Raw genomic sequence first — 19704 nt, forward strand, 5'->3', positions numbered from 1 at the left:
CTGCGGCCTGTTGTCAGGCCGCAGCCATCTGCAGCTTAATATTGACTGTAGCTTTGTAAGAACTGGCCCAGGCGGCTAATGGCCTGGGTCAGTTGTTCTTTGTGCGGTAGCGTGACAATACGGAAATGATCCGGTTCTGGCCAGTTAAAAGCCCGGCCATGCACCAGTAATACCTTGTGCTGGCGCAGAAAATCCAGCACAAACAGCTCGTCGTCCTGAATCCGGTATTTTTTAAGATCGATCTTCGGAAACAGATACATCGCTCCCTTGGGGCGCATACAGCTGATGCCATCAATCTCGGTCACCAGTTTGTGCGCCAGATCCATCTGGTCGTATAAGCGCCCACCCGGTACCACCAGCTCATTAATACTCTGATAGCCACCCAGTGCGGTTTGCACTGCATGCTGGCAGGGCACATTGGCACAAAGTCGCATCGAGGCCAGAATATTCAAGCCTTCAATATATTGGCGTGCCGCCTGCTTGGCGCCGGAAATAAATAACCAGCCAATGCGAAAACCGGCGATGCGGTAATTTTTTGATAAGCCACCAAAGGTCAGCATCACCAGATCGTCGGCCAGCGCGGCAGTGCTAACATGCTCAGTGCCATCGTACAGCACCTTGTCGTAGATCTCGTCGCTAAGAACCACTAGCTTATGCTCGCGTGCAACCTGCAGTAACTGACGCAGAAAATCCGCACTATAGACAGCGCCGGTCGGATTATTCGGGTTAATCAGGACCAGGGCCCGGGTTTTTTTGCTGATTTTCGCTTTGATATCATCCAGTGCCGGCAGCCAGTCCTGTTGCTCATCACACAGGTAATGTACCGCCTTACCACCAGCCAGATTCACCGCGGCGGTCCACAGCGGATAATCCGGCATCGGCACCAGCACTTCATCTCCATTATTCAACAGTGCCTGCAGCGACATCAGGATCAGCTCCGAGACGCCATTACCGATATAGACATCATCTGCATCAGCACCGAGAATACCACGTTGCTGGTAGTACTGTGCTACCGCCACCCGGGCCGGATAGATACCCTGTGAGTCTGAGTAGCCCTGTGCTGTTGGCAGATTGTGGATCACATGCTTAAGAATTTCATCCGGCGCTTCAAAGCCAAAGGGCGCCGGGTTACCAATATTCAGTTTCAGAATGCGGTGGCCTTCCTCTTCCATCCGTTTCGCTTCACGTGCCACCGGGCCACGAATATCGTAACAGACCCCATCCAGTTTATTTGACCGTTCTACCGCTTTCATCTTGTTTGCCTGCTTCAGTAAAATATCCATCCAGACAGCTAAAACTGCCTATGGCAGTGTTTCTCAGTACAGAAAAATTTGCAATATTTTCAGGCAATAAAACAGAAAAAAAGCGCAGTTCGAACTTTTTCATCGAATCCTGGCCTCATTGGCGGTAGAATATGCGGCCGTTTTGGTCGTTATTTGTACAAATCCAGTATTAAAGGTGGTGAATGCTCTTAATTCGTAAATTGATTCTGCTACTGTTTTGGCTTTGGGTAGTTATTGCTATCGCCAGCCCTTTTAGTCAGCTGGAACCAATTAAAGAGCCGGAAGCCTTGGAAGAATGGCAGATCCCAAGCCGGCTGACTGCGTTATCAGAAGCGGATCAGAAAAAGCTACTGCAGCGCCTGGCGTATCCGAAAGCAGATATTCCAAAACAGCCATTACCGGACTTTAATGCGATCCGCGACATTAACCGCAAAAAACAGGCCTTTTTTGATTACCTGCGGCCACATGTAAAACGCGAGAACCAGCGTTTACTCTGGTTGCGCGAGCAGCTATTAGATATTGCGGAAAAGAAGCAGAAAAACCTGCGTATCTCGCTGGAAGAATACGCTTTTTTATACAGCCTGTATGAAGAGTTTAAACTGGATGTGGCCGAAACCGATCCCCAGGCGTTGCAGGAGCTGTTAAAGCGGGTGGATATTCTGCCGGAAAGTCTGGTGTTGATGCAGGCTGCCAATGAATCAGCCTGGGGTACCAGCCGCTTTGCGGTCGAGGGTTATAATTTCTTTGGGCAATGGTGTTTCCGGGAGGGCTGTGGCCTGATCCCACAAAATCGTGCCGAAGATCAGTTTCATGAAGTTGCCCGCTTCGATAGCCCGGCGGCCAGTATCCGTAGTTACTTCTACAACCTGAATACCTTTCATACTTATGAGAAGCTGCGGCATATCCGGGCTGAGCACCGCGCTGAGAATAAGCCGCTGCGTGGTGAAGCCCTGGCGCACGGTTTAAGCGCGTATTCTGAACGCGGTCATGAGTATATTGAAGAAATCACTGCCATGATCCGTTTTAATCGCCGTCTGCTGGAAGAGTAAGCAAGCTAGAATTAAAAAGCCCGGTTTTAACCAGGCTTTTCTAAAGCAAAATACTTAAGGTAGATTGCGGCTAAACTAGCTTAGTTCTACTGTCTGATGCACGCTCAGCTCTTCATCATCCTGCTCAAAACCTACCGGCACTGATGGTACGGCCGGTTTATCAAAGGCAGTATCACCATCGCCGTTTAACGGGCTGTCTTTGCTGATGGCTTTAAAATCGAACAAACTGTTATCGGCCAGATGCGAAGGTATAATATTTTGCATCGCCTGGAACATGGTTTCAATGCGGCCGGGGAAGCACTTATCCCAATCCTGCAGCATTTCTTTTACCACCTGCCGCTGTAAACCATCCTGTGAGCCACAGAGGTTGCAGGGGATGATGGGGAAGCCTTTCGCCACTGAGTATTTTTCAATATCTTTTTCTTTGCAGTAGGCCAGTGGCCGGATCACGATATGTTCACCATTGTCGCTGATCAGCTTGGGCGGCATCGACTTCATCTTGCCGCCGTAGAACATATTTAAAAACAAGGTTTCCAGCATATCATCGCGATGATGACCCAGCGCAATCTTGGTCGCGCCCAGCTCCTTTGCCGTACGATATAAAATACCGCGGCGCAGCCGTGAGCACAGTGAGCAGGTGGTTTTACCTTCCGGGATCTTCTCTTTGACGATCGAGTAGGTGTCTTCAGTAACAATTTTAAAATCGACGCCGATGCTGCTTAAATATTCCGGTAACACATGCGCCGGGAAGCCGGGTTGTTTCTGATCCAGGTTAACTGCAACGATGCTGAAATTCACCGGCGCAGATTGCTGCAGATTAAGCAGGATATCTAACAGCGTATAGGAGTCTTTGCCGCCGGATAAACAGACCATGATCTTGTCACCTTCGCTGATCATGCCAAAATCAGCAATGGCCTGGCCGACATTACGGCGCAGCCGTTTATGCAGCTTGTTCAGATTATATTGGGCTTTCGCTTGTGCCGCGTGAGACATCATTAACTACCAGACAGAAAAAAGGCGCACATTATACCCAAGGGTGCGCCTGTTCAAAAGAGGCAGAGGCTGGAAGGCTAGGATTTCTCCAGCGGACAGACAAAATTGGCCGGTTTTAAGGCCAGCACATCACAATCCAGACGGTCAATCACATGCTCAGCGGTATTACCGATAATGGCCGCCGATAAGCCGGTGCGGCCGATAGTGCCAATTAATACCATCTCGGCATCAAGCTGCCGTGCCAATTTCGGGATCACATCTTCCGGCATCCCTTCCAGCACATGACATTGCTCTGCCGGGATCTGATGTTCGGCTGCCAGTTGCTTCACGGCATCCTTATGATGTCGCTGCATGGTGCTGTTATATTCCTGCGGATTAAATTCCGGGATCTCGATGGCGATATTAACCGGAGTACCGGGGTAGGCATTCACCAGATGCACCCTGGCATTTAGCATGGCAGCCATTTGTTTAGCTTTATCAATCACCCTGTTATTCAGGGATTTATGATGCTCCTGCTCACTGCCGGCATTAACAGCGGCGATAATATTACCTTGCGCCGGCCAGGCATGCTCTTTTACCAGCAGCACCGGGCAGGGGCATTTGCGCAAAATATGCCAGTCAGTTGGGGTGAAAATCATCGATTTCAGCACATCGTGGTCATGGGTGCCTTTGATCACCAGATCAAAGTTATGCTCCAGCACAGCTTTGACGACGGCTTCGAACGGTCTGTTATGCCAGACCACCTGAATACTGATCTCCAGTCCTTGCGCCTGAGCCTGCTGCAGTAAGCCACTGACCCAGATTTCGCGATCTTTAATCACCGCCTGCTTCATTGCTTCGCGTTCGTCACCGGATAGCATGGTGGTCATCTCATAGGAGAATTCGTATACCGATAAAAACGCGGTCAGTTTACCGCCTTGTTTGCGGCTTAGCTCCAGGGCGCGGTCGAGGGCTTTCTGTTGTTCAGTCGTGGGATCTAATACCACTAAAACATTGTTATAAATCGACATAATGACTCCGGTTACCAGGTTGATGCACGCAATCTGTTAGATTAAGTGTAGTCAACATAACCGGAGTTGGTAGGCTGGCCTTTGTGTTAAATCAACAAAATACCGATTAACACTGACCGGCGAGGTTACTTAAGGCAGGGGCATCTAAAATGGTTATCAGTTTGCCATCCACTTCGATGATCTGATCTTTATGTAATTTACTCAGCAGCCTGCTAATGGTTTCAACGGTTAAACCCAGGTAATTGCCGATATCACTGCGGGTCATGGTCAGGCGGAAGGCTTTGGAGGAAAAACCACGGTTACCGTAGCGCGAGGCCAGATGGTTTAAAAAGGTGGCCAGTTTTTGTTCGGCAGTTTTGCGGTTTAACAGCAACAACATCTGCTGATCAGCCTGGATATCCTGACTCATCAGCCGCATCATCTGCTGCCGTAACTTGGGTAGCTGGTCCAGTAACATTTCCAGGTTGTTAAAGGGGATCTCGCAAATCATGCCGGTTTCCAGCGCTTCGGCGTAGCTCATATGCTGCTGGGTATTAATCGCATCAAAACCGATAATATCGCCGGGTAAATGGAAGCCGGTAATTTGCTGCTCACCTTGCTCGGTCAGGGTAAAGGTTTTAAAGGAACCGGTGCGTACCGCATACAGTGCTTTCAGGGCGGTGCCGCTTTCAAACAGGATATCGCCTTTATGTAACGGTCGTTTGCGCTGAATAATGTCATCCAGCTTGGTCATTTCCTGATCGTTGAGTGAAAACGGCAGGCACAACTGACTAAAACCACAATCCTGACAATTAATCGCCGAGCGTTGCATCGAATAAACCCTGAATTCCCTAATATAGTAGCTAGCTTAAAAAACTAACCTCTGCAAAGCAAGCCATATCGTATAAATGCCGTAGATAGCCAGTATAGCGGCGGTGCTATAGCGAAACCACAAGGCGCTTTTCAGCTGGCGCAGTAGCTGTGCGGCGCCACCAACGGCCAGGATCGCCGGCAAGGTGCCCAAGCCAAAGCTCAGCATCAGCAGGGCACCATGCCAGGGGCTGCCGCTGGCCAGACTCCAGCTAAGGGTCGAATAAACCAAGCCGCAGGGCAAAAAACCCCACAGCAGGCCATACCGATAGGCTTTCGTCGCTGAGTCAAGTGGTAACAGTGCCTTGGTACAGGGCTGGACGCGCTGCCAGAGCTTTTGCCCGAGCCGTTCCAGCTGCGTCAGACCAAACCAGAGCCGGGCGATATAGAGCGCCATAGCAACCAGTAAGACGCCTGCCAGTAACCGCAACCAGAGCATGGAGGCACCGGCCAGCTGCATCGCGGTCAGGCCAAAGTAGCCGACCAGGGCACCAAACAGGCTGTAGGTGGTTAAGCGGCCGGCACTGAGTAACAGGGGGTAAGTATAACCGGAGTGGCGGCGCTCAGCCGGCACGCTCAGTTGCAAGGCACTGGCAATGCCGCCGCACATCACCAGGCAGTGACTGCTGCCCAGCAGGCCGATCAGCAGCGCGGCCAGATAATCAGGGCTCATCTTTGTCCGCGGGTGGTTTTGGCTTATCGTCCTCGTCAAACAGGATGCTCAACCCTTCTTTTTCCAGATCTTCAAACTGTTTCGAGCGCACCGCCCAGAAGAAAATCCAGATCCCCATCGCAACAAAGAAGATGGCTATCGGGATAAGTACGTAAATGATGCTCATTTCTTTAGTAACCTCAATGAATTCGATACCACCAATAACGAGCTGAACGACATACCGATCACTGCAATATAGGGCGAGACAAAGCCGGCTACGGCCAGCGGAATAATAATCAAATTATAACCGACAGACCATCCGAGATTTTGCTTTATCACGCTGGCGGTGGTTTTGCCACCTTTGAGCAGTGCGGCTAACAGACTCACATCGGGTTTTAACAACACGACATCAGCCTGATTTTTAGACAGATCGGCACCAGAGTGCACCGCAACCGAAATATGCGCAGCGTTAAAGCCTGGGCTGTCGTTAATACCATCGCCCAGCATCAGTACCTGTTTGCCTTCGCTAATCAGCTGTTGAATATGCGCCACCTTTTGTTCCGGTGTACAGCCTTTATGCATAAAGTTAAGCTGTAATTCGCTGGCCAGTTGCTCGGCCTGTGACGAGCTGTCGCCGGTTAACATCCCCAATTGGTAGCCCTGTTGTTGCAAGCTGGCCAGCAGCGCCGGAACTTCCGGCCGCACTCTGTCACTCAGGGTTACAGCGGCTATCGGTTGTTGGTTAATCGTCAGATAGACCATGGCGCCGCTGACAGTGCGGCTTAGCTGACAAAAACCGGCACTGCCGACCCGCACCGCTTGCTGTTGCCAGTAACCGCTAATGCCGGCACCGACACTGACTGTTACCTGTTGCAGCTCCTCGGCCGCGGTCTGATAGGGCGAGAAGGCTCGGGCTATCGGATGTTCTGAATAACGTTCCAGATTTGCAATCAGATTCAGGGCCTGTTGCTCAGTGTAAGCCGCGCTTAGCATCTCGACGCTTTCGACACTAAACTTACCTTCGGTCAGGGTGCCGGTTTTATCCAGTACGATATGGGTGATCTGTGGCAAGGCCTCTAACGCCTGAGCGTTTTTGATCAGTATGCCCTGACGATTGAGGCGGGCGAGGGCACAGGTAATGGCGGTCGGCGTCGCCAGGCTAAGCGCACAAGGGCAGGTTGCCACCAACACCGAGAGCGTAACCCAAAACGCCCGATCCGGATTCCACCAGAAATACCAAAGGCCGAAAGTCAGCACCGCAATCACCAGTAGCCGTTCGACGAAGTATTTCGCCAACTGATCGGTTTTTTCGACTAGCTTGGGCTTTTGACTCAGTGTTTGTTGTTGCAGCTGGATAATTTGCCCCAGCCGGGAGTGTGCCAGTACTTCAGTGACCTGAATGGTCAGTAAGCCATCGTGATTAATACTGCCGGCCAACACCTGCTCACCGGCCATTTTGCTGATCGGCCGGTATTCACCGGTCAGCATCGACTCGTCAACCGAGCTTTGACCTTCCAGCACCAGACCATCAGCGGGCAGGGTCTCACCGGCCTTCACCAGGATCCGATCACCTGGTTGCAGGCGCCGCGCCGACGTCGCTTGCGGCCCGTTATCTGTTAGCTGGGTGGCGGTTACCGGCATAATTTTCAGCAAGTTGCTGGTGGCTTCGCGCGCCTGTGCCCGGGCCCGGTATTCAAAAAACTTGCCCAGTTGCAGCAGGAAAATAAACATACATACCGACTCAAAATAGACTTCACCGGTATGAAAGACGGTGGCATAGGACGACGCAAGATAGGTATACCACAGTGCCAGGCTGACCGGCACATCCATATTCATCTGCCGGGCCTTAATGCTGCGCCAGGCGCTAACCGTAAAGGGCTTACCGGCATACAACAACACCGGTAGCGTTAATAACAAACTGATCCAGCGTAGGTAGCCTTCGTGCGATTTTTCAATGCCGGTGAACTCACCAAAATACAGGCCAAAAGCCAGCATCATCACCTGCATGGTCAGAATACCAGACACCGCCAGTCGTTTCAGGTAGCGGTTCAGTTCCTGCTTAAAGGTTTGTTCTTCCTGATCGGCGACAAAGGGGCTGGCCTGATAACCAAGAGCGGCGATGCGGCTTAAGATCTGGCTTAGCGGCAACGCCTTGCTATCCCAGCGCAATAAGGCGCGCTGAGTGGAGGAATTAATAGTCACGCTGGCGATCTGCGGCTGTTTTTTTAGCTGCTTTTCAATTAACCAGGCACAGGCGGCGCAGCTCATGCCGGAGATGGACAATTCCAGCTCGGTCAGCTCGCCCTGCTGCCGGCTGATATCGGCCAGTACCTCGGGCTGATCAAAGTTTTCCAGCTCTGCCGCCAGTTGCGCCGGCATGGCAGCAACCTTGGTCGCTGACTCAGTACGAAAGCGGTAATAGTCGGCTAAACCATTCTGGATAATGGTATCGGCCACAGCCTGACAACCAGCGCAACAAAAGGGCTGCGCTGTGCCATCAATCTGCAGGGTAAAACGGTCACCGGTGAGTACCGGCTCATGGCAGTGAAAACATTTCAGGTCGCCCAAGACGCCTATTCCTTCGTACTTAAGGTTAGTTATAACCGAGTTTAATTTCCTGCTCTGCCGGCAGGGTTAGATTGGCTTTTAAGCGCCATTCATTAGAGTCATCTGAGACGGTCAGGCGCCAGCGGCCATTCGGTGTCAGCGGCAGGGTGGCCACGTACAGCAATTCGCCACTACGCTCAGCGTCGACAGCAAAATCCTGCGCGCCGAGGGTCGGATGGTAAAAATCAAGGTGGATCTTGTCACCCAAGACGGCATTTTCGGCAAAACGCACCACAGCACGGTTACCTGCCACCAGTATATGCGCGTCCAGATTACGCAGGGCAGCTTCGCGATATTTGGCCAGCTGCAGATTTATACTTCTGCCCGCAGCATAATAATCGTCGATCACCACTTCGGGTTTATGCTGTTGCATCACCACTATGGTGTGCACAGCTTTTAATGCCGTAATCACCGGAATGGCAATCAGGATCCAGGGCCAGAGTTGTTTATACCAGGGTTTGGTGTCCAGTTGCATCAGTTACCTCTTTTATAAAACTAAGCCCCGGAACGGGGCTTAGATTCTAACAGAATGTCAGGCTGAGTGTCAGCGCAGGTCTTCCGGATTTGCCAGACGATAGACGTAGGCCGTCAGGATATGTACCTTATCTTCGCCCAGTGTCTCTTTGAAGGCTGGCATCACACCAAAACGGCCATGACGCAGCGTTTCTTCGATATCCTTGGCAGAGCCACCGTATAACCAGATATTGTTGGTCAGGTTTGGCGCGCCAAACGGCAGATTATGCGCCACGCTACCGCGACCATCTGCACCGTGACAGGCGGCACACATACCAAACTTGGCTTTACCGGCTTCGGCGTCTTTTTCATTTACCGCACGGCCAGACAGTTGCAGTACATAGGCCGTCATCTCGCGGATACCCTGATCGCCCAGCGCAGCTTCCCAACCTGGCATGGCCGCTTTACGACCGTATAGCAGGGTTTCTTTGATTTTCTCCGGTGTGCCGCCATACAACCAGTCGTTGTCGGTCAGGTTAGGATAGCCACGCTGACCGCGGGCATCTGAGCCGTGACACAGGGCGCAGTTCTGCAGGAACAAGCGCTGACCGATCTTCAGGGCTTCGGTATCATAGGCCAGATCCAGCACATCACGTTTGGCGAACGCCTGGAACACCGGGCCAAATACCTCATCGGCACGGGCATTTTCCACATCCAGCTGCACATGGCGGCCTTCAGCGCGGGCTAACTCCACCGCCTGGCGTGATTCCTCCAGAGACTTAATTCCCTGGTTAGAGCTGGTCCAGTTCAGGAAACCCTTATAGTTACCCAGGCCCGGATAAGCAGCCAGATAGAAAACCGACCAAATCAGGGTGGCGAAGAACATATAGGTCCACCACTTTGGCAGGGGGTTATTCAGTTCTTTTAAGCCATCCACTTCATGATCGGTGGTTTCGTCTTCCGGCACACCGACATAGTTTTTCAGGTTCCACACCAGCAGCACTACACAAAGTACTAATACTGGGATAGTCAGTACCCAAATCCAAAGATTCCAGAAGCTACTCATGCTCCTTCTCCCGTTTTGAATGTTGTTTTTCTGAATCCGGTTCGTCGTCAAACACCAGGTTAGCGGCCTCATCAAAATCTGGCTTACGCTTCTTGCTGTAAGCCCAGATAACAAAGGCGACAAAGCCAACGAACAGGATCACGGTCAAAATGCTGTGAACTGTTGCAAATTCCATAGCGCTTACTTCAGGGCTGTGCCCAGTGATTGCAGATAGGCAATCAGGGCTTCCATTTCGGTTTTACCTTTCACTGCATCTGCAGCACCGGCGATATCTTCGTCGGTATAAGGCACACCAAAGCCACGGAAGATTTCCAGCTTACGGGCCGTGTATTTACCATCCAGAATATTACGGTCTAACCAGGGATAGGCCGGCATATTGGATTGGGGTACAACTGAACGGGGATCCATCAGGTGCGCATGGTGCCAGTCATCGCTATAGCGACCGCCAACCCGAGCCAGGTCAGGACCAGTGCGCTTCGAGCCCCACAGGAACGGGTGCTCCCACACGCTCTCACCGGCAACCGAATAGTGGCCATAACGTTCCACTTCGGCACGGAACGGGCGGATCATCTGACTGTGGCAGTTGGTACAACCTTCACGGATAAAAATATCCCGGCCTTCCATCTGCAGGGCAGTGTAAGGTTTCAGGCCATCGACCGGCTGGGTGGTTTCATCCAGAAACATCAGCGGGGTGATTTGCACTAAGGTACCAAAGCTGATGGCGATAATGGTGAAAATGCCCAGTAAACCAACGCTTTTTTCGACTTTTTCGTGATGATTTTTTGACATTTCGCTCTCCTTAGGCGGCTGCTGCAGCAGGTTGGGCTGCTGGTGTTTTACTGCTTACTGTCTTGTAGACGTTGTAAGCCATCAGCAACATACCGGCGACGACAAAAACACCACCAATAAAGCGCATCAGATAGAACGGCATTGAGGCTTCCAGGCTTTGTACAAAGCTGTAAGTCAAAGTACCGTCAGTGTTAACTGCGCGCCACATCATGCCTTGCATAATACCGCTGATCCACATTGCTACGATGTACAGCACCACACCGATGGTGTGCAGCCAGAAGTGGGTGTTGATCAGTTTTAAGCTATACATGCCGTCTTTGTTGTATACAGCCGGGATCAGGTGATACATGGCACCGATAGAGATCATGGCAACCCAGCCAAGCGCACCCGAGTGCACGTGACCTACGGTCCAGTCAGTGTAGTGTGACAGTGCATTCACTGACTTGATGGCCATCATCGGACCTTCGAAGGTCGACATACCATAGAAAGACAGTGACACAATCAGGAAACGTAAGATTGGATCGGTTTTCAGCTTATGCCAGGCGCCTGACAGCGTCATAATACCGTTGATCATACCGCCCCAGCTTGGTACGAACAGCACCACTGACATCACCATACCCAAGGACTGAGTCCAGTCAGGCAGGGCAGTGTAGTGCAGGTGGTGTGGACCCGCCCAGATATACAGCGCAATCAGCGCCCAGAAGTGGACGATCGATAAACGGTAAGAGTAGACAGGACGACCTGCTTGTTTTGGCACGAAGTAATACATCATACCCAGGAAACCTGCAGTTAACAGGAAGCCTACGGCGTTATGACCATACCACCACTGTACCATCGCATCGACGGCACCGGCATAGATCGAATAAGACTTACCTAAATGCAGCGGGATAACCATGCTGTTGACGATATGCAGCGCGGCAACAGTGATAATAAAGCCACCATAGAACCAGTTTGCCACGTAGATATGGCTGGTTTTACGCTTAATCAGGGTGCCGAAGAACACGATAGCAAAGCTGACCCAAACGATGGTAATCAGAATATCAATTGGCCATTCCAGTTCCGCGTATTCTTTACTTTGGCTCAGACCCATCGGCAGCGTAATGGCCGCAGCCACAATAACAGCTTGCCAGCCCCAGAAAGTAAACATGGCCAGCTTTTCCGCGAACAATCGTACCTGACAGGTACGCTGCACCACATAGTAACAGGTGGCGAATAAAGCACTGGTACCAAAGGCGAAGATCACCGCGTTGGTATGAAGAGGACGAAGACGGCTGTAGGTCAGCCAAGGTGTATCAAAGTTAAGCGCCGGCCAGTATAACTGGGCTGCAATTAACACACCCACCACCATGCCAACAATACCCCAAAGAACGGTAGTGATGGCAAAGAGGCGGACAACGCTATAGTTGTATTCAACATTTAACGGTTTGGTCTGGCTCATGTTGAGTTCCGCTGCAGTTTTGCTGGTTACTAAAATACCACCTGAGGGTGGCCCTTCTTATTATAAGTGGCTACGTCCGCTGCAAGAGCTGATACAGTTGGTTGTACCCACTTTATTTGGCCCGAATGATAAGGCCTTTACCCCATAAAAGATAGGCGAAGCCGCCTATTTTATGATGTAGAACAAAGTTGCTGTGCAATTTATCGCCAAGCGGGGGCGGTGCAAGGGCGTGTTGACGTTTGCTGCTTGTTTTTGCAGCCAAACGCTGCCCGAAGGGTTCATGCTGGCGGCGCTTTGCTCTTTGTCACTCGTCACTTATTTAGAATAACTAAACTGCGCTCCTCGTTTCGCGATCAAAGCGCCGCCAGTATGAACAAAATCTAAGCAGCAAACGTCAACACGCCCTAGTTTTTCGCCAAGTATTAGCGTTAAGATAATAGACCCTGTTTTGCGATACAGCCCGAGCTTAGTATGAAGTTTATTGTTAAGCCAGTGTGTTTGTTGCTGTTTTTGTTACTGGTAAGTGGCTGTCGCCCTGTGGCTAATGATAACAGCCAAGCGCTGTTGCTGCAAACCGACGCGCTCAGCCTGACGGTGAGCCCGGCGCCGATCCCGGTAGAAACGCCGTTGCGGTTAGTTCTGGAGTCCTCCCTTGATATTCAGGCAGTTAGCGCAGAAGTCAGCGGCGTATCCATGTACATGGGCCGGATCCCGCTACACTGGCGTAAGCTTGACGTAACAACCGGCAGCCGATGGCAAGCCGAGTTTTTACTCGGTGCCTGTACTGATCCGCAGATGCGCTGGCAGCTGATACTAACGCTGACGCTGGCCGATGGTAGTGAGCAGCTGATTATGCAGGAATTTACGTCAAGCTGGTAAGGCGCTGGCACAGCTGTAATGATGCTGCGCAGGTCAGATCCAGCCGTGCTGTCTCAACACAGACAAATTGCTGATAGCCGTCTGCTTCAAGATCAAAGATGGCCTGGCTGCGTTCCCGCCACGGATTCCAGACCACAGTGGCATCCTGGCCCTGTTGGCTGATGTTTAACTGCTGTGCGCCGCTTTGTAACAGCAGCTCTGCGGCAGGCTCTGGATACACCCGATCAATTTCCCGCTCAAAGCGAAGCGGCGCAGTGCTTTGCACCCGCTCGCCGCCCAGCGTTTTATCCAGATAGGCGCCGGGTAAAGGACTGACACTGGTGTCTGACAGTGACGGTACCGCAAAATAGCTGTGTAACGCAGCTTGTTGCAGCATCGGCTCGGTACAGTCCAGCTGTAAAGTCAGAGCCTCCGCGGTCAGCTTCAGCGCTAGGTTTAGCGTCACGCTGTTATTCAGTGTCGGGATATCATCGACATCGATGCTTAAAGTAACTAAAGCTTGCTGTGCCGACGGCTCCGCCTGCAGCTGACGCCACAGTCGGTTACGTACTAAACCATGGTTGGGCAGTTTAGCCGCGCTGGTATTAAAGGGCTTACCCGCTGGGCCAAACCAGGGCCAACATACCGGCACGCCGCCGCGGATCGCTTGTTGCTGTTGCCAGACCGCTTTCGGGGATAGCCACAGCAGCTCCCGTCCGGGCGCTGGCTGATAGGATAACAACTGAGCGCCATACAGCGAGATCACGGCCGAGGCCTGGCCGCAGACTAATTTCAGGCAGGGCAGGTCAGTTAAATGGGCAAAGCCGGTCTGAGTACTGATTTGCGATAGTGTCTGCGACATCTTGATTCCTTATTACTCGCTCAACGCGTGGTAAAATAACGTGCTAAATCCACTGCCTTAAAATGCATACAGCCAGCAAAAGCTGGCTGTAGTGATTAGCAGGAAACAATTAGAACTTCATAAGCTCTACCGTGTTATCCAGCATACGGTTACTAAAGCCCCACTCATTATCGTACCAGCTCATCACTTTGACCAGCCGGCCCAGTACCCGGGTTTCAGTGGCATCAAATACCGACGACATTGGGTTGTGGTTAAAGTCGATTGATACCAGCGGCAGATCGTTCACCGCCAGCACTTCGCTCATTGGGCCGCTGCTGGCGGCCTTACGGATAATGTCGTTCACTTCTTCCGCTGTGGTATCGCGGCCAGCAATAAAGGTCAGGTCGACTAAAGATACGTTAATCGTTGGCACCCGTACGGCCAGGCCATCAAATTTACCTTTTAGCTCAGGTACCACTAAACCGACAGCGGCGGCGGCGCCGGTCTTGGTCGGGATCATCGACATTGCCGCGGCGCGGGCCCGGCGCACATCAGTATGATAAACATCACTTAAGCGCTGATCGTTAGTGTAGGCGTGGATAGTGGTCATTAAACCGGATTCAATACCCAAGGCTTCATACAATGGCTTGGCTACCGGCGCCAGACAGTTGGTGGTGCAGGACGCATTAGAGATAATGTTCATCTCCGGCGTCAGGATCTGATGGTTCACGCCATAGACCACAGTGGCATCGACATCTTTACCCGGTGCCGAGATGATGACTTTCTTCGCGCCGGCAGTTAAATGGGCGCCTGCGGTTTTACGATCGGTGAACAGGCCGGTACATTCCAGTACCACATCGACTTTCAGCTCTGCCCACGGCAGCTCGGCCGGATTACGCACGCTGAGGGTGCGGATTTCGTCATTGTTAACATAGATGGCTTTGTCATCGTGGCTGACGTTAGCAGCAAAAATACCGTGCGCGGTGTCATACTTTAACAGGTGGGCGTTAATCGCCGCATCGCCGAGATCGTTGATGGCTACGATCTTAATGTCATAGCTTTTGCTGCTTTCATACAGTGCCCGCAGCACGTTACGGCCGATCCGGCCAAAACCATTAATCGCAACACGAATAGTCATAAGAACCCCGCTGTTAAAGTGTTAAACTGTTTGAAAACGTATTCATCAGGCATTTTGTAGTAAAATTACATTATTCATGGCAATTTTCAAGCTTAAAAGCATTTTTGTTGCTGATTTTGTAATTTAATGACATAAATGACCATGACAAGCAGCAAACCGCTCTTTAGAATAGACTGCTGAGTCGCATCAATATAATGCAGGTTCTATTTTAGGCACATTTAATTAAGGATTTCCAATGGACGCCGCCTTACTCGCCGAACTGATTGCCTTTAACGGCATTGAAACCACCTTTAATGATGCCTGGGGGCAGCCGTGTCAGGTCAGCGAGCCGGATCAGTTAGCGCTGCTCAGTGCCATGGGATATCCGGTACAAGATGAAGCCGCCTGCCGCCAGGAGCTGTTACAGCGGCAACTGGATTACTGGCAACAACTGATCGCGCCGGTATCGGTGCAGCAGCAAGACGAGCAGGGCTGGCAGCTGGAGGTGATGGTGCCACTGGCGCTGGCGAATACCGATTTTACGCTGACGCTGACTACTGAGCAGGGCGTAACACAGCAGTGGCCACTGGTGCCGGTAGATGGCGAGCTGACACAGGTGGTGGTGTTAGAGGGCGAGGAGTATCAGCAGTATCTGCATCATATCGCTTACCCATTAACAGCCGGTTACCACCAGCTGGAGCTGCGCTGCAGCGGTACCGATTTATTGGTTAACCAGCAACTGATTATCAGCCCTGGTCATTGTTATCAACCGGCAGCGTTTAGCCAGCGCAAACAGTGGGGTAGCGCGATCCAGCTTTATGCGCTGCGCTCGGAGCGCAACTGGGGGATCGGTGATTTTAGCGATCTGCAAACGCTGATCCGCTATCTGGCGAAGCAGGGGGCAGATTTTATTGGCCTTAACCCCATTCATGCGCTCTATCCGGCCTTAGCGGATAATGCCAGCCCTTATAGCCCGTCGTCGCGGCGCTGGCTCAATATTATTTACCTTGATGTGACCGCCACACCTGGCTTTAACGAAAACGCGGCCCTACAGGCTCATCTAAAGCAACCTGCGGTGCAACAGGCAATAGTTGCAGCGCGGCAGCAGGACTGGGTCGATTACCCGGCCGTGATGGCACTAAAGCTGCCAGCATTAAAGCTGTGTTATCAGTGGTTTATAGACAACAAAGCTTCGCAGCCTGAACTGGCTGCCGCCTTTGATGCCTTTAAAGCCGCCGGCGGCAACAGTTTAGCGCAGCTGGCGCTATATGATGCGCTGCATGCCTGGCTGTATCAGCAAGACAGCCAATACTGGGGCTGGCCAAATTGGCCAGAGCAATACCGTGATCCGGACAGCGACGCCGTGCAGCAATTTGCCGCTGAGCACGCAGCTGAGCTGGATTTTTACGTTTATCTGCAATTCCTGGCGCAGCGGCAGCTGGCAGAGGCCCAGCAACTGGCAACAGCGCAGGGCATGTTATTAGGTTTGTATCGTGATTTAGCGGTTGGCGTCAGTGAAGCGTCTACTGAGATCTGGGGTAATCCTGAGCTGTATTGCCGTGACGCCAGTGTCGGTGCGCCGCCGGATCCATTGGGACCAACCGGTCAAAACTGGGGCTTGCCGCCGATGAAGCCGTTTCAGCTGTACCAGCAGGGCTATCAACCCTTTATTGAGCTGTTGCGTGCCAATATGCAGCATGCCGGTGCGCTGCGGATTGACCATGTGATGGCGCTGCTGCGGCTATGGTGGGTACCAAAAACGGCGGCCAATGCCGGCTCGGGTGCTTATGTTTATTACCCTATTATGGATTTGCTGGGCATTCTGGCGCTGGAAAGTCAGCGCCAGCAGGTGGTGGTTATTGGCGAGGATCTGGGCACAGTACCAGAGGGCATCCGCGAGTTACTGCAGCAATTCGGTATCTATTCCTACCGGGTCTTCTTCTTCGAAACCGCGCCGGATGGCGGCTATATTTCGCCGGCACATTATCCGCTGCAGGCGATGGCGACCTTAAGTACCCACGATTTGCCAACCTTAATCGGTTTCTGGCATTGTGAAGACTTAAAACTGGGCCAGCAACTGGGCTTGTATCGCGACGAAGGCCAACTGCAGCAACTTTATCAGCAGCGCCATGCCAATAAACAGCGTATTTTAGATTCGCTGCACGGTCATGGCCGCTTACCGGCTGATTACCCGCGCAGTGTCGACCAGCTTGCTATGGACCGCACTTTGAATTTCGCCATGCAGCAGCATCTGGCCGCCGGCGCCCAGCAGCTGTTATGCCTGCAAATTGAAGACTGGCTGGAAATGACCCAGCCGGTGAATGTGCCTGGCACCAGCAATGAATATCCAAACTGGCGGCGCAAATTGAGTCAGCCGCTGGAGCAGTGGACGCAAGAGCCGCATATTGCCGCCTTATTGCAGCAATTAACGGCACTGCGACGCCAATAAATAAGCCGGTGTAAGGTCCATTCAGGTAACTCTCAGACATTATATTAAGGACAGAATCATGACTGCACAGCTGTTAACCGAAGCCCGTTTAAATCAGCCGTTTGGCTTTTTAGGTTGGCAGCCGCGAATGCAGGACGGGAAAGCGCGTGGCCTGTTGCTGCGCTGCTATCTGCCGCATGCCAGTGCGGTCAGTGCTTTCGATAGCAAAACCAATAAACTGTTAGGTGAGTTAACGCCTGATCGCAGTTGTCCCGGCTTATTTGTACTGGAGTTGCCAACTAAGCGTAAGGCGGTGCCCTATCGGTTACAGGTTACCCAGGGGCGCTATCAGCACCAGTTGTTTGACCCTTATCAGTTTACTGAGCAAGCCTATTATGCGGTGCACTTTGTACAGCATCAGCCGGAAAATCTGTACCGGCAACTTGGTGCCCAGCTGATTGAATTGGATCTTGCCGGCAAACGGCTGCCGGCAACCCGTTTTGCCGTCTATGCCCCTCATGCCAGCAGCGTCAGTCTGGTCGGAGACTTTAACCAGTGGGATGGCCGTTGCCATCCAATGCAACGCACCGACTGTGGCCATTTCGTGCTGGTGCTGCCGGAAATTGCCGCCGGCGTGCGCTATAAGTTTGAAATTAAAGATCAGCATGGTCATCTGTTGCCACACAAAGCCGATCCACTGGCCTTTTATGCTGAGCAATATCCGTCGCATGCCTCGCTGGTTTACGATCATCAGCAGTATCAGTGGCAGGATCAGGCCTGGCAAAACCGCACTGCGCCCAATCCGTATCAGAGCCCGATGAGTATTTATGAAGTGCATCTGGGCTCCTGGCGCCGCGGGCCGGACAATCAACCATTGAGTTATCGTGAGCTGGCAGCGCAGCTGATCCCTTATGTATTGGATCTGGGCTATACCCATATCGAACTGTTACCAGTGATGGAGCATCCGTTTGATGGTTCCTGGGGCTATCAGCCACTGGGGCTATTTGCCCCCACCTCGCGTTTTGGTCATCCGGATGATTTTAAAGCCTTTGTCGATGCCTGCCATCAGGCCGGTATCGGCGTTATTCTGGACTGGGTACCGGCGCATTTTCCGGAAGATGGCCATGGTTTAGCCCGTTTTGACGGCTCGCATCTTTATGAATACGCCGATCCGCGCCGAGGCTGGCACCCGGACTGGAATTCCTGCATCTATGATTTTGGTAAGGATTATGTGCGCCAGTTCCTGGTGGCCAGTGCGCTGTATTGGCTGGAGCACTTTCATATCGATGGTATCCGCGTTGATGCGGTGGCCTCGATGCTGTATTGGGATTACTCACGTCAGGCCGGGGAATGGATCCCCAATATCGACGGCGGCAATCATAACTATGAAGCCATTAGTCTGTTTCGCTGGCTTAACCGCGAAGTGTATAGCAAGTTCCCTAATGCCATGACCATTGCCGAAGAATCGACGTCTTTCCCGATGGTGTCACGGCCGACCGACGGTGGTGGCCTCGGTTTTGGCTTTAAATGGAATATGGGCTGGATGAACGATAGTCTGCGCTATATCAGTAAGGATCCGGCTTACCGGCAGTACCATCATAATGATCTGACCTTTTCGATGGTGTATGCCTATAACGAGAATTTTATTCTGCCGTTATCGCACGACGAAGTGGTGCATGGTAAAGGCAGCTTACTGCAAAAAATGCCGGGCGATGAGTGGCAGCAGGCGGCGAACTTACGTGCCTATATTGCCTTTATGTACGCGCACCCGGGTAAGAAAATGAATTTTATGGGGAATGAGCTGGCGCAAAGCCGCGAATGGAATCATACCCAGAGTCTGGACTGGCAGCTGCTAAGCTATGATAAGCACCGTGGGGTACAGCAGCTGTTCCGCGATCTGAACCTGACTTATCGGCGCTGTGCGCCGCTGTATCAGCTAGACTATGAGCCAGCGGGCTTTGGCTGGCTGGAGCATCAGGATGCAAGCCACAGTACGGTGAGCTTTTTCCGCCAGGATGCGGCCGGCCAGCGTATTTACGTGGTCAGTAATTTTACGCCGGTGCCGCGCCAGCATTTTGCGCTCGGCGTGGCGGAAGAGGGCGAGTTTGAAGTGATCCTCAATACCGATAGTGAGCATTTCTGGGGCAGTAATTATCCGGTGCAGCAGCAGGCACTGGTCAGTATTGCTGAAGCCTGGCAGGGCCAACCACGGCGGCTGAGCTTAAATTTACCGCCGCTGGCAACCCTCTATTTAAGAGTTAAACCTTAGGA

Annotated in this window: 19 protein-coding genes; 4 read left to right on the plus strand and 15 right to left on the minus strand. The window is 52.1% G+C overall.

The features are described from left to right. Nucleotides 1-35: 35 nt before the first annotated feature. Together H1D31_RS07090 and H1D31_RS07095 are read right to left on the minus strand one after the other, a co-directional pair. Nucleotides 36-1253, minus strand: coding sequence for a pyridoxal phosphate-dependent aminotransferase (locus H1D31_RS07090; protein ID WP_008949394.1), 1218 nt, complete (start codon nucleotides 1251-1253; stop codon nucleotides 36-38). Next, nucleotides 1228-1386: a hypothetical protein gene (locus H1D31_RS07095; protein ID WP_008610253.1), complete on the minus strand. Its 159-nt coding sequence runs from the start codon at nucleotides 1384-1386 to the stop codon at nucleotides 1228-1230. Before H1D31_RS07095 ends, H1D31_RS07090 begins: the two co-directional genes overlap by 26 nt. Before the next feature lie 79 nt (nucleotides 1387-1465). Between H1D31_RS07095 and H1D31_RS07100 the strand changes: the two genes are divergently transcribed. Next, nucleotides 1466-2332 carry a glucosaminidase domain-containing protein gene (locus H1D31_RS07100; protein ID WP_008610254.1) on the plus strand — a complete coding sequence of 289 codons (867 nt, stop codon included), beginning with the start codon at nucleotides 1466-1468 and terminating at the stop codon, nucleotides 2330-2332. Nucleotides 2333-2407: 75 nt separating this feature from the next. Here the strand turns inward: H1D31_RS07100 and ttcA are convergent, their stop codons facing one another. The 11 genes from ttcA to ccoN all read right to left on the minus strand — a co-directional run bounded on the left by ttcA (nucleotide 2408) and on the right by ccoN (nucleotide 12189). Continuing rightward, a complete protein-coding gene (ttcA, locus tag H1D31_RS07105) occupies nucleotides 2408-3325 on the minus strand; it encodes a tRNA 2-thiocytidine(32) synthetase TtcA (RefSeq protein WP_261260077.1) in 918 nt (305 codons plus the stop codon). Nucleotides 3326-3402: 77 nt separating this feature from the next. Next, nucleotides 3403-4335: a universal stress protein UspE gene (gene uspE / locus H1D31_RS07110; RefSeq protein WP_008610256.1), complete on the minus strand. Its 933-nt coding sequence runs from the start codon at nucleotides 4333-4335 to the stop codon at nucleotides 3403-3405. A gap of 106 nt (nucleotides 4336-4441) precedes the next feature. Beyond that, nucleotides 4442-5146, minus strand: a complete 705-nt coding sequence (gene fnr, locus H1D31_RS07115; protein WP_008949391.1) for a fumarate/nitrate reduction transcriptional regulator Fnr — start codon at nucleotides 5144-5146, stop codon at nucleotides 4442-4444. A gap of 36 nt (nucleotides 5147-5182) precedes the next feature. Then, a complete protein-coding gene (locus H1D31_RS07120; RefSeq protein ID WP_261257295.1) occupies nucleotides 5183-5857 on the minus strand; it encodes a sulfite exporter TauE/SafE family protein in 675 nt (224 codons plus the stop codon). Next, nucleotides 5847-6023 (minus strand): cbb3-type cytochrome oxidase assembly protein CcoS, encoded by a 177-nt coding sequence (gene ccoS / locus H1D31_RS07125; RefSeq protein ID WP_008610259.1) that lies wholly within the window; start codon nucleotides 6021-6023, stop codon nucleotides 5847-5849. Before ccoS ends, H1D31_RS07120 begins: the two co-directional genes overlap by 11 nt. Further along, nucleotides 6020-8404: a heavy metal translocating P-type ATPase gene (locus H1D31_RS07130; protein WP_261257299.1), complete on the minus strand. Its 2385-nt coding sequence runs from the start codon at nucleotides 8402-8404 to the stop codon at nucleotides 6020-6022. The genes ccoS and H1D31_RS07130 overlap by 4 nt, the downstream gene beginning before the upstream one ends. A gap of 25 nt (nucleotides 8405-8429) precedes the next feature. Further along, nucleotides 8430-8918, minus strand: a complete 489-nt coding sequence (locus H1D31_RS07135) for a FixH family protein (RefSeq protein WP_008610261.1) — start codon at nucleotides 8916-8918, stop codon at nucleotides 8430-8432. 69 nt (nucleotides 8919-8987) lie between these two features. Further along, nucleotides 8988-9962, minus strand: a complete 975-nt coding sequence (ccoP, locus tag H1D31_RS07140; RefSeq protein WP_261257301.1) for a cytochrome-c oxidase, cbb3-type subunit III — start codon at nucleotides 9960-9962, stop codon at nucleotides 8988-8990. Next, nucleotides 9955-10137, minus strand: coding sequence for a cbb3-type cytochrome oxidase subunit 3 (locus tag H1D31_RS07145; protein ID WP_008610266.1), 183 nt, complete (start codon nucleotides 10135-10137; stop codon nucleotides 9955-9957). Before H1D31_RS07145 ends, ccoP begins: the two co-directional genes overlap by 8 nt. 5 nt (nucleotides 10138-10142) lie before the next feature. Beyond that, the gene (ccoO, locus tag H1D31_RS07150) at nucleotides 10143-10751 is read right to left on the minus strand and encodes a cytochrome-c oxidase, cbb3-type subunit II (protein WP_065955047.1); all 609 of its coding nucleotides are present in this window, start codon (nucleotides 10749-10751) and stop codon (nucleotides 10143-10145) included. Nucleotides 10752-10761: 10 nt separating this feature from the next. Beyond that, nucleotides 10762-12189, minus strand: a complete 1428-nt coding sequence (gene ccoN, locus H1D31_RS07155) for a cytochrome-c oxidase, cbb3-type subunit I (protein WP_008610270.1) — start codon at nucleotides 12187-12189, stop codon at nucleotides 10762-10764. 471 nt (nucleotides 12190-12660) lie between these two features. Between ccoN and H1D31_RS07160 the strand changes: the two genes are divergently transcribed. Then, nucleotides 12661-13068, plus strand: coding sequence for a hypothetical protein (locus H1D31_RS07160; RefSeq protein WP_261257306.1), 408 nt, complete (start codon nucleotides 12661-12663; stop codon nucleotides 13066-13068). On the opposite strand, the gene H1D31_RS07165 is transcribed toward H1D31_RS07160, so the two are convergent. Next, the gene (locus H1D31_RS07165) at nucleotides 13052-13909 is read right to left on the minus strand and encodes a D-hexose-6-phosphate mutarotase (protein ID WP_261257309.1); all 858 of its coding nucleotides are present in this window, start codon (nucleotides 13907-13909) and stop codon (nucleotides 13052-13054) included. The two genes, H1D31_RS07160 and H1D31_RS07165, sit on opposite strands and share 17 nt — an antisense overlap. Before the next feature lie 109 nt (nucleotides 13910-14018). Next, complete coding sequence (gap, locus tag H1D31_RS07170; RefSeq protein ID WP_008610273.1) at nucleotides 14019-15026, minus strand: type I glyceraldehyde-3-phosphate dehydrogenase; 1008 nt, start codon at nucleotides 15024-15026, stop codon at nucleotides 14019-14021. Nucleotides 15027-15261: 235 nt separating this feature from the next. On the opposite strand from gap, the gene malQ reads away from it, so the two are divergent. Further along, entirely contained in the window at nucleotides 15262-17454 is a 2193-nt protein-coding gene (gene malQ, locus H1D31_RS07175) for a 4-alpha-glucanotransferase (protein ID WP_261257313.1), read from the plus strand. A 55-nt stretch (nucleotides 17455-17509) separates the two neighbouring features. Continuing rightward, complete coding sequence (gene glgB, locus H1D31_RS07180) at nucleotides 17510-19702, plus strand: 1,4-alpha-glucan branching protein GlgB (RefSeq protein ID WP_409976788.1); 2193 nt, start codon at nucleotides 17510-17512, stop codon at nucleotides 19700-19702. Nucleotides 19703-19704: the final 2 nt, after the last annotated feature.

The organism is Alishewanella sp. BS5-314, assembly GCF_025377695.1.
GTDB classification, from domain to species: Bacteria; Pseudomonadota; Gammaproteobacteria; order Enterobacterales; family Alteromonadaceae; genus Alishewanella; species Alishewanella aestuarii.

Excerpts from the sequence above, each read along its gene's own strand:
- ccoP (WP_261257301.1), bottom strand. The coding sequence starts at position 9,962 with ATGAGTAGCTTCTGGAATCTTTGGATTTGGGTACTGACTATCCCAGTA.
- H1D31_RS07145 (WP_008610266.1), bottom strand. The coding sequence starts at position 10,137 with ATGGAATTTGCAACAGTTCACAGCATTTTGACCGTGATCCTGTTCGTT.
- fnr (WP_008949391.1), bottom strand. The coding sequence starts at position 5,146 with ATGCAACGCTCGGCGATTAATTGTCAGGATTGTGGTTTTAGTCAGTTG.
- H1D31_RS07100 (WP_008610254.1), top strand. The coding sequence starts at position 1,466 with ATGCTCTTAATTCGTAAATTGATTCTGCTACTGTTTTGGCTTTGGGTA.
- H1D31_RS07090 (WP_008949394.1), bottom strand. The coding sequence starts at position 1,253 with ATGAAAGCGGTAGAACGGTCAAATAAACTGGATGGGGTCTGTTACGAT.
- ccoO (WP_065955047.1), bottom strand. The coding sequence starts at position 10,751 with ATGTCAAAAAATCATCACGAAAAAGTCGAAAAAAGCGTTGGTTTACTG.
- ccoS (WP_008610259.1), bottom strand. The coding sequence starts at position 6,023 with ATGAGCATCATTTACGTACTTATCCCGATAGCCATCTTCTTTGTTGCG.
- gap (WP_008610273.1), bottom strand. The coding sequence starts at position 15,026 with ATGACTATTCGTGTTGCGATTAATGGTTTTGGCCGGATCGGCCGTAAC.
- uspE (WP_008610256.1), bottom strand. The coding sequence starts at position 4,335 with ATGTCGATTTATAACAATGTTTTAGTGGTATTAGATCCCACGACTGAA.
- malQ (WP_261257313.1), top strand. The coding sequence starts at position 15,262 with ATGGACGCCGCCTTACTCGCCGAACTGATTGCCTTTAACGGCATTGAA.
- H1D31_RS07120 (WP_261257295.1), bottom strand. The coding sequence starts at position 5,857 with ATGAGCCCTGATTATCTGGCCGCGCTGCTGATCGGCCTGCTGGGCAGC.
- H1D31_RS07165 (WP_261257309.1), bottom strand. The coding sequence starts at position 13,909 with ATGTCGCAGACACTATCGCAAATCAGTACTCAGACCGGCTTTGCCCAT.
- ttcA (WP_261260077.1), bottom strand. The coding sequence starts at position 3,325 with ATGTCTCACGCGGCACAAGCGAAAGCCCAATATAATCTGAACAAGCTG.
- H1D31_RS07160 (WP_261257306.1), top strand. The coding sequence starts at position 12,661 with ATGAAGTTTATTGTTAAGCCAGTGTGTTTGTTGCTGTTTTTGTTACTG.
- H1D31_RS07095 (WP_008610253.1), bottom strand. The coding sequence starts at position 1,386 with ATGAAAAAGTTCGAACTGCGCTTTTTTTCTGTTTTATTGCCTGAAAAT.
- H1D31_RS07135 (WP_008610261.1), bottom strand. The coding sequence starts at position 8,918 with ATGCAACTGGACACCAAACCCTGGTATAAACAACTCTGGCCCTGGATC.
- ccoN (WP_008610270.1), bottom strand. The coding sequence starts at position 12,189 with ATGAGCCAGACCAAACCGTTAAATGTTGAATACAACTATAGCGTTGTC.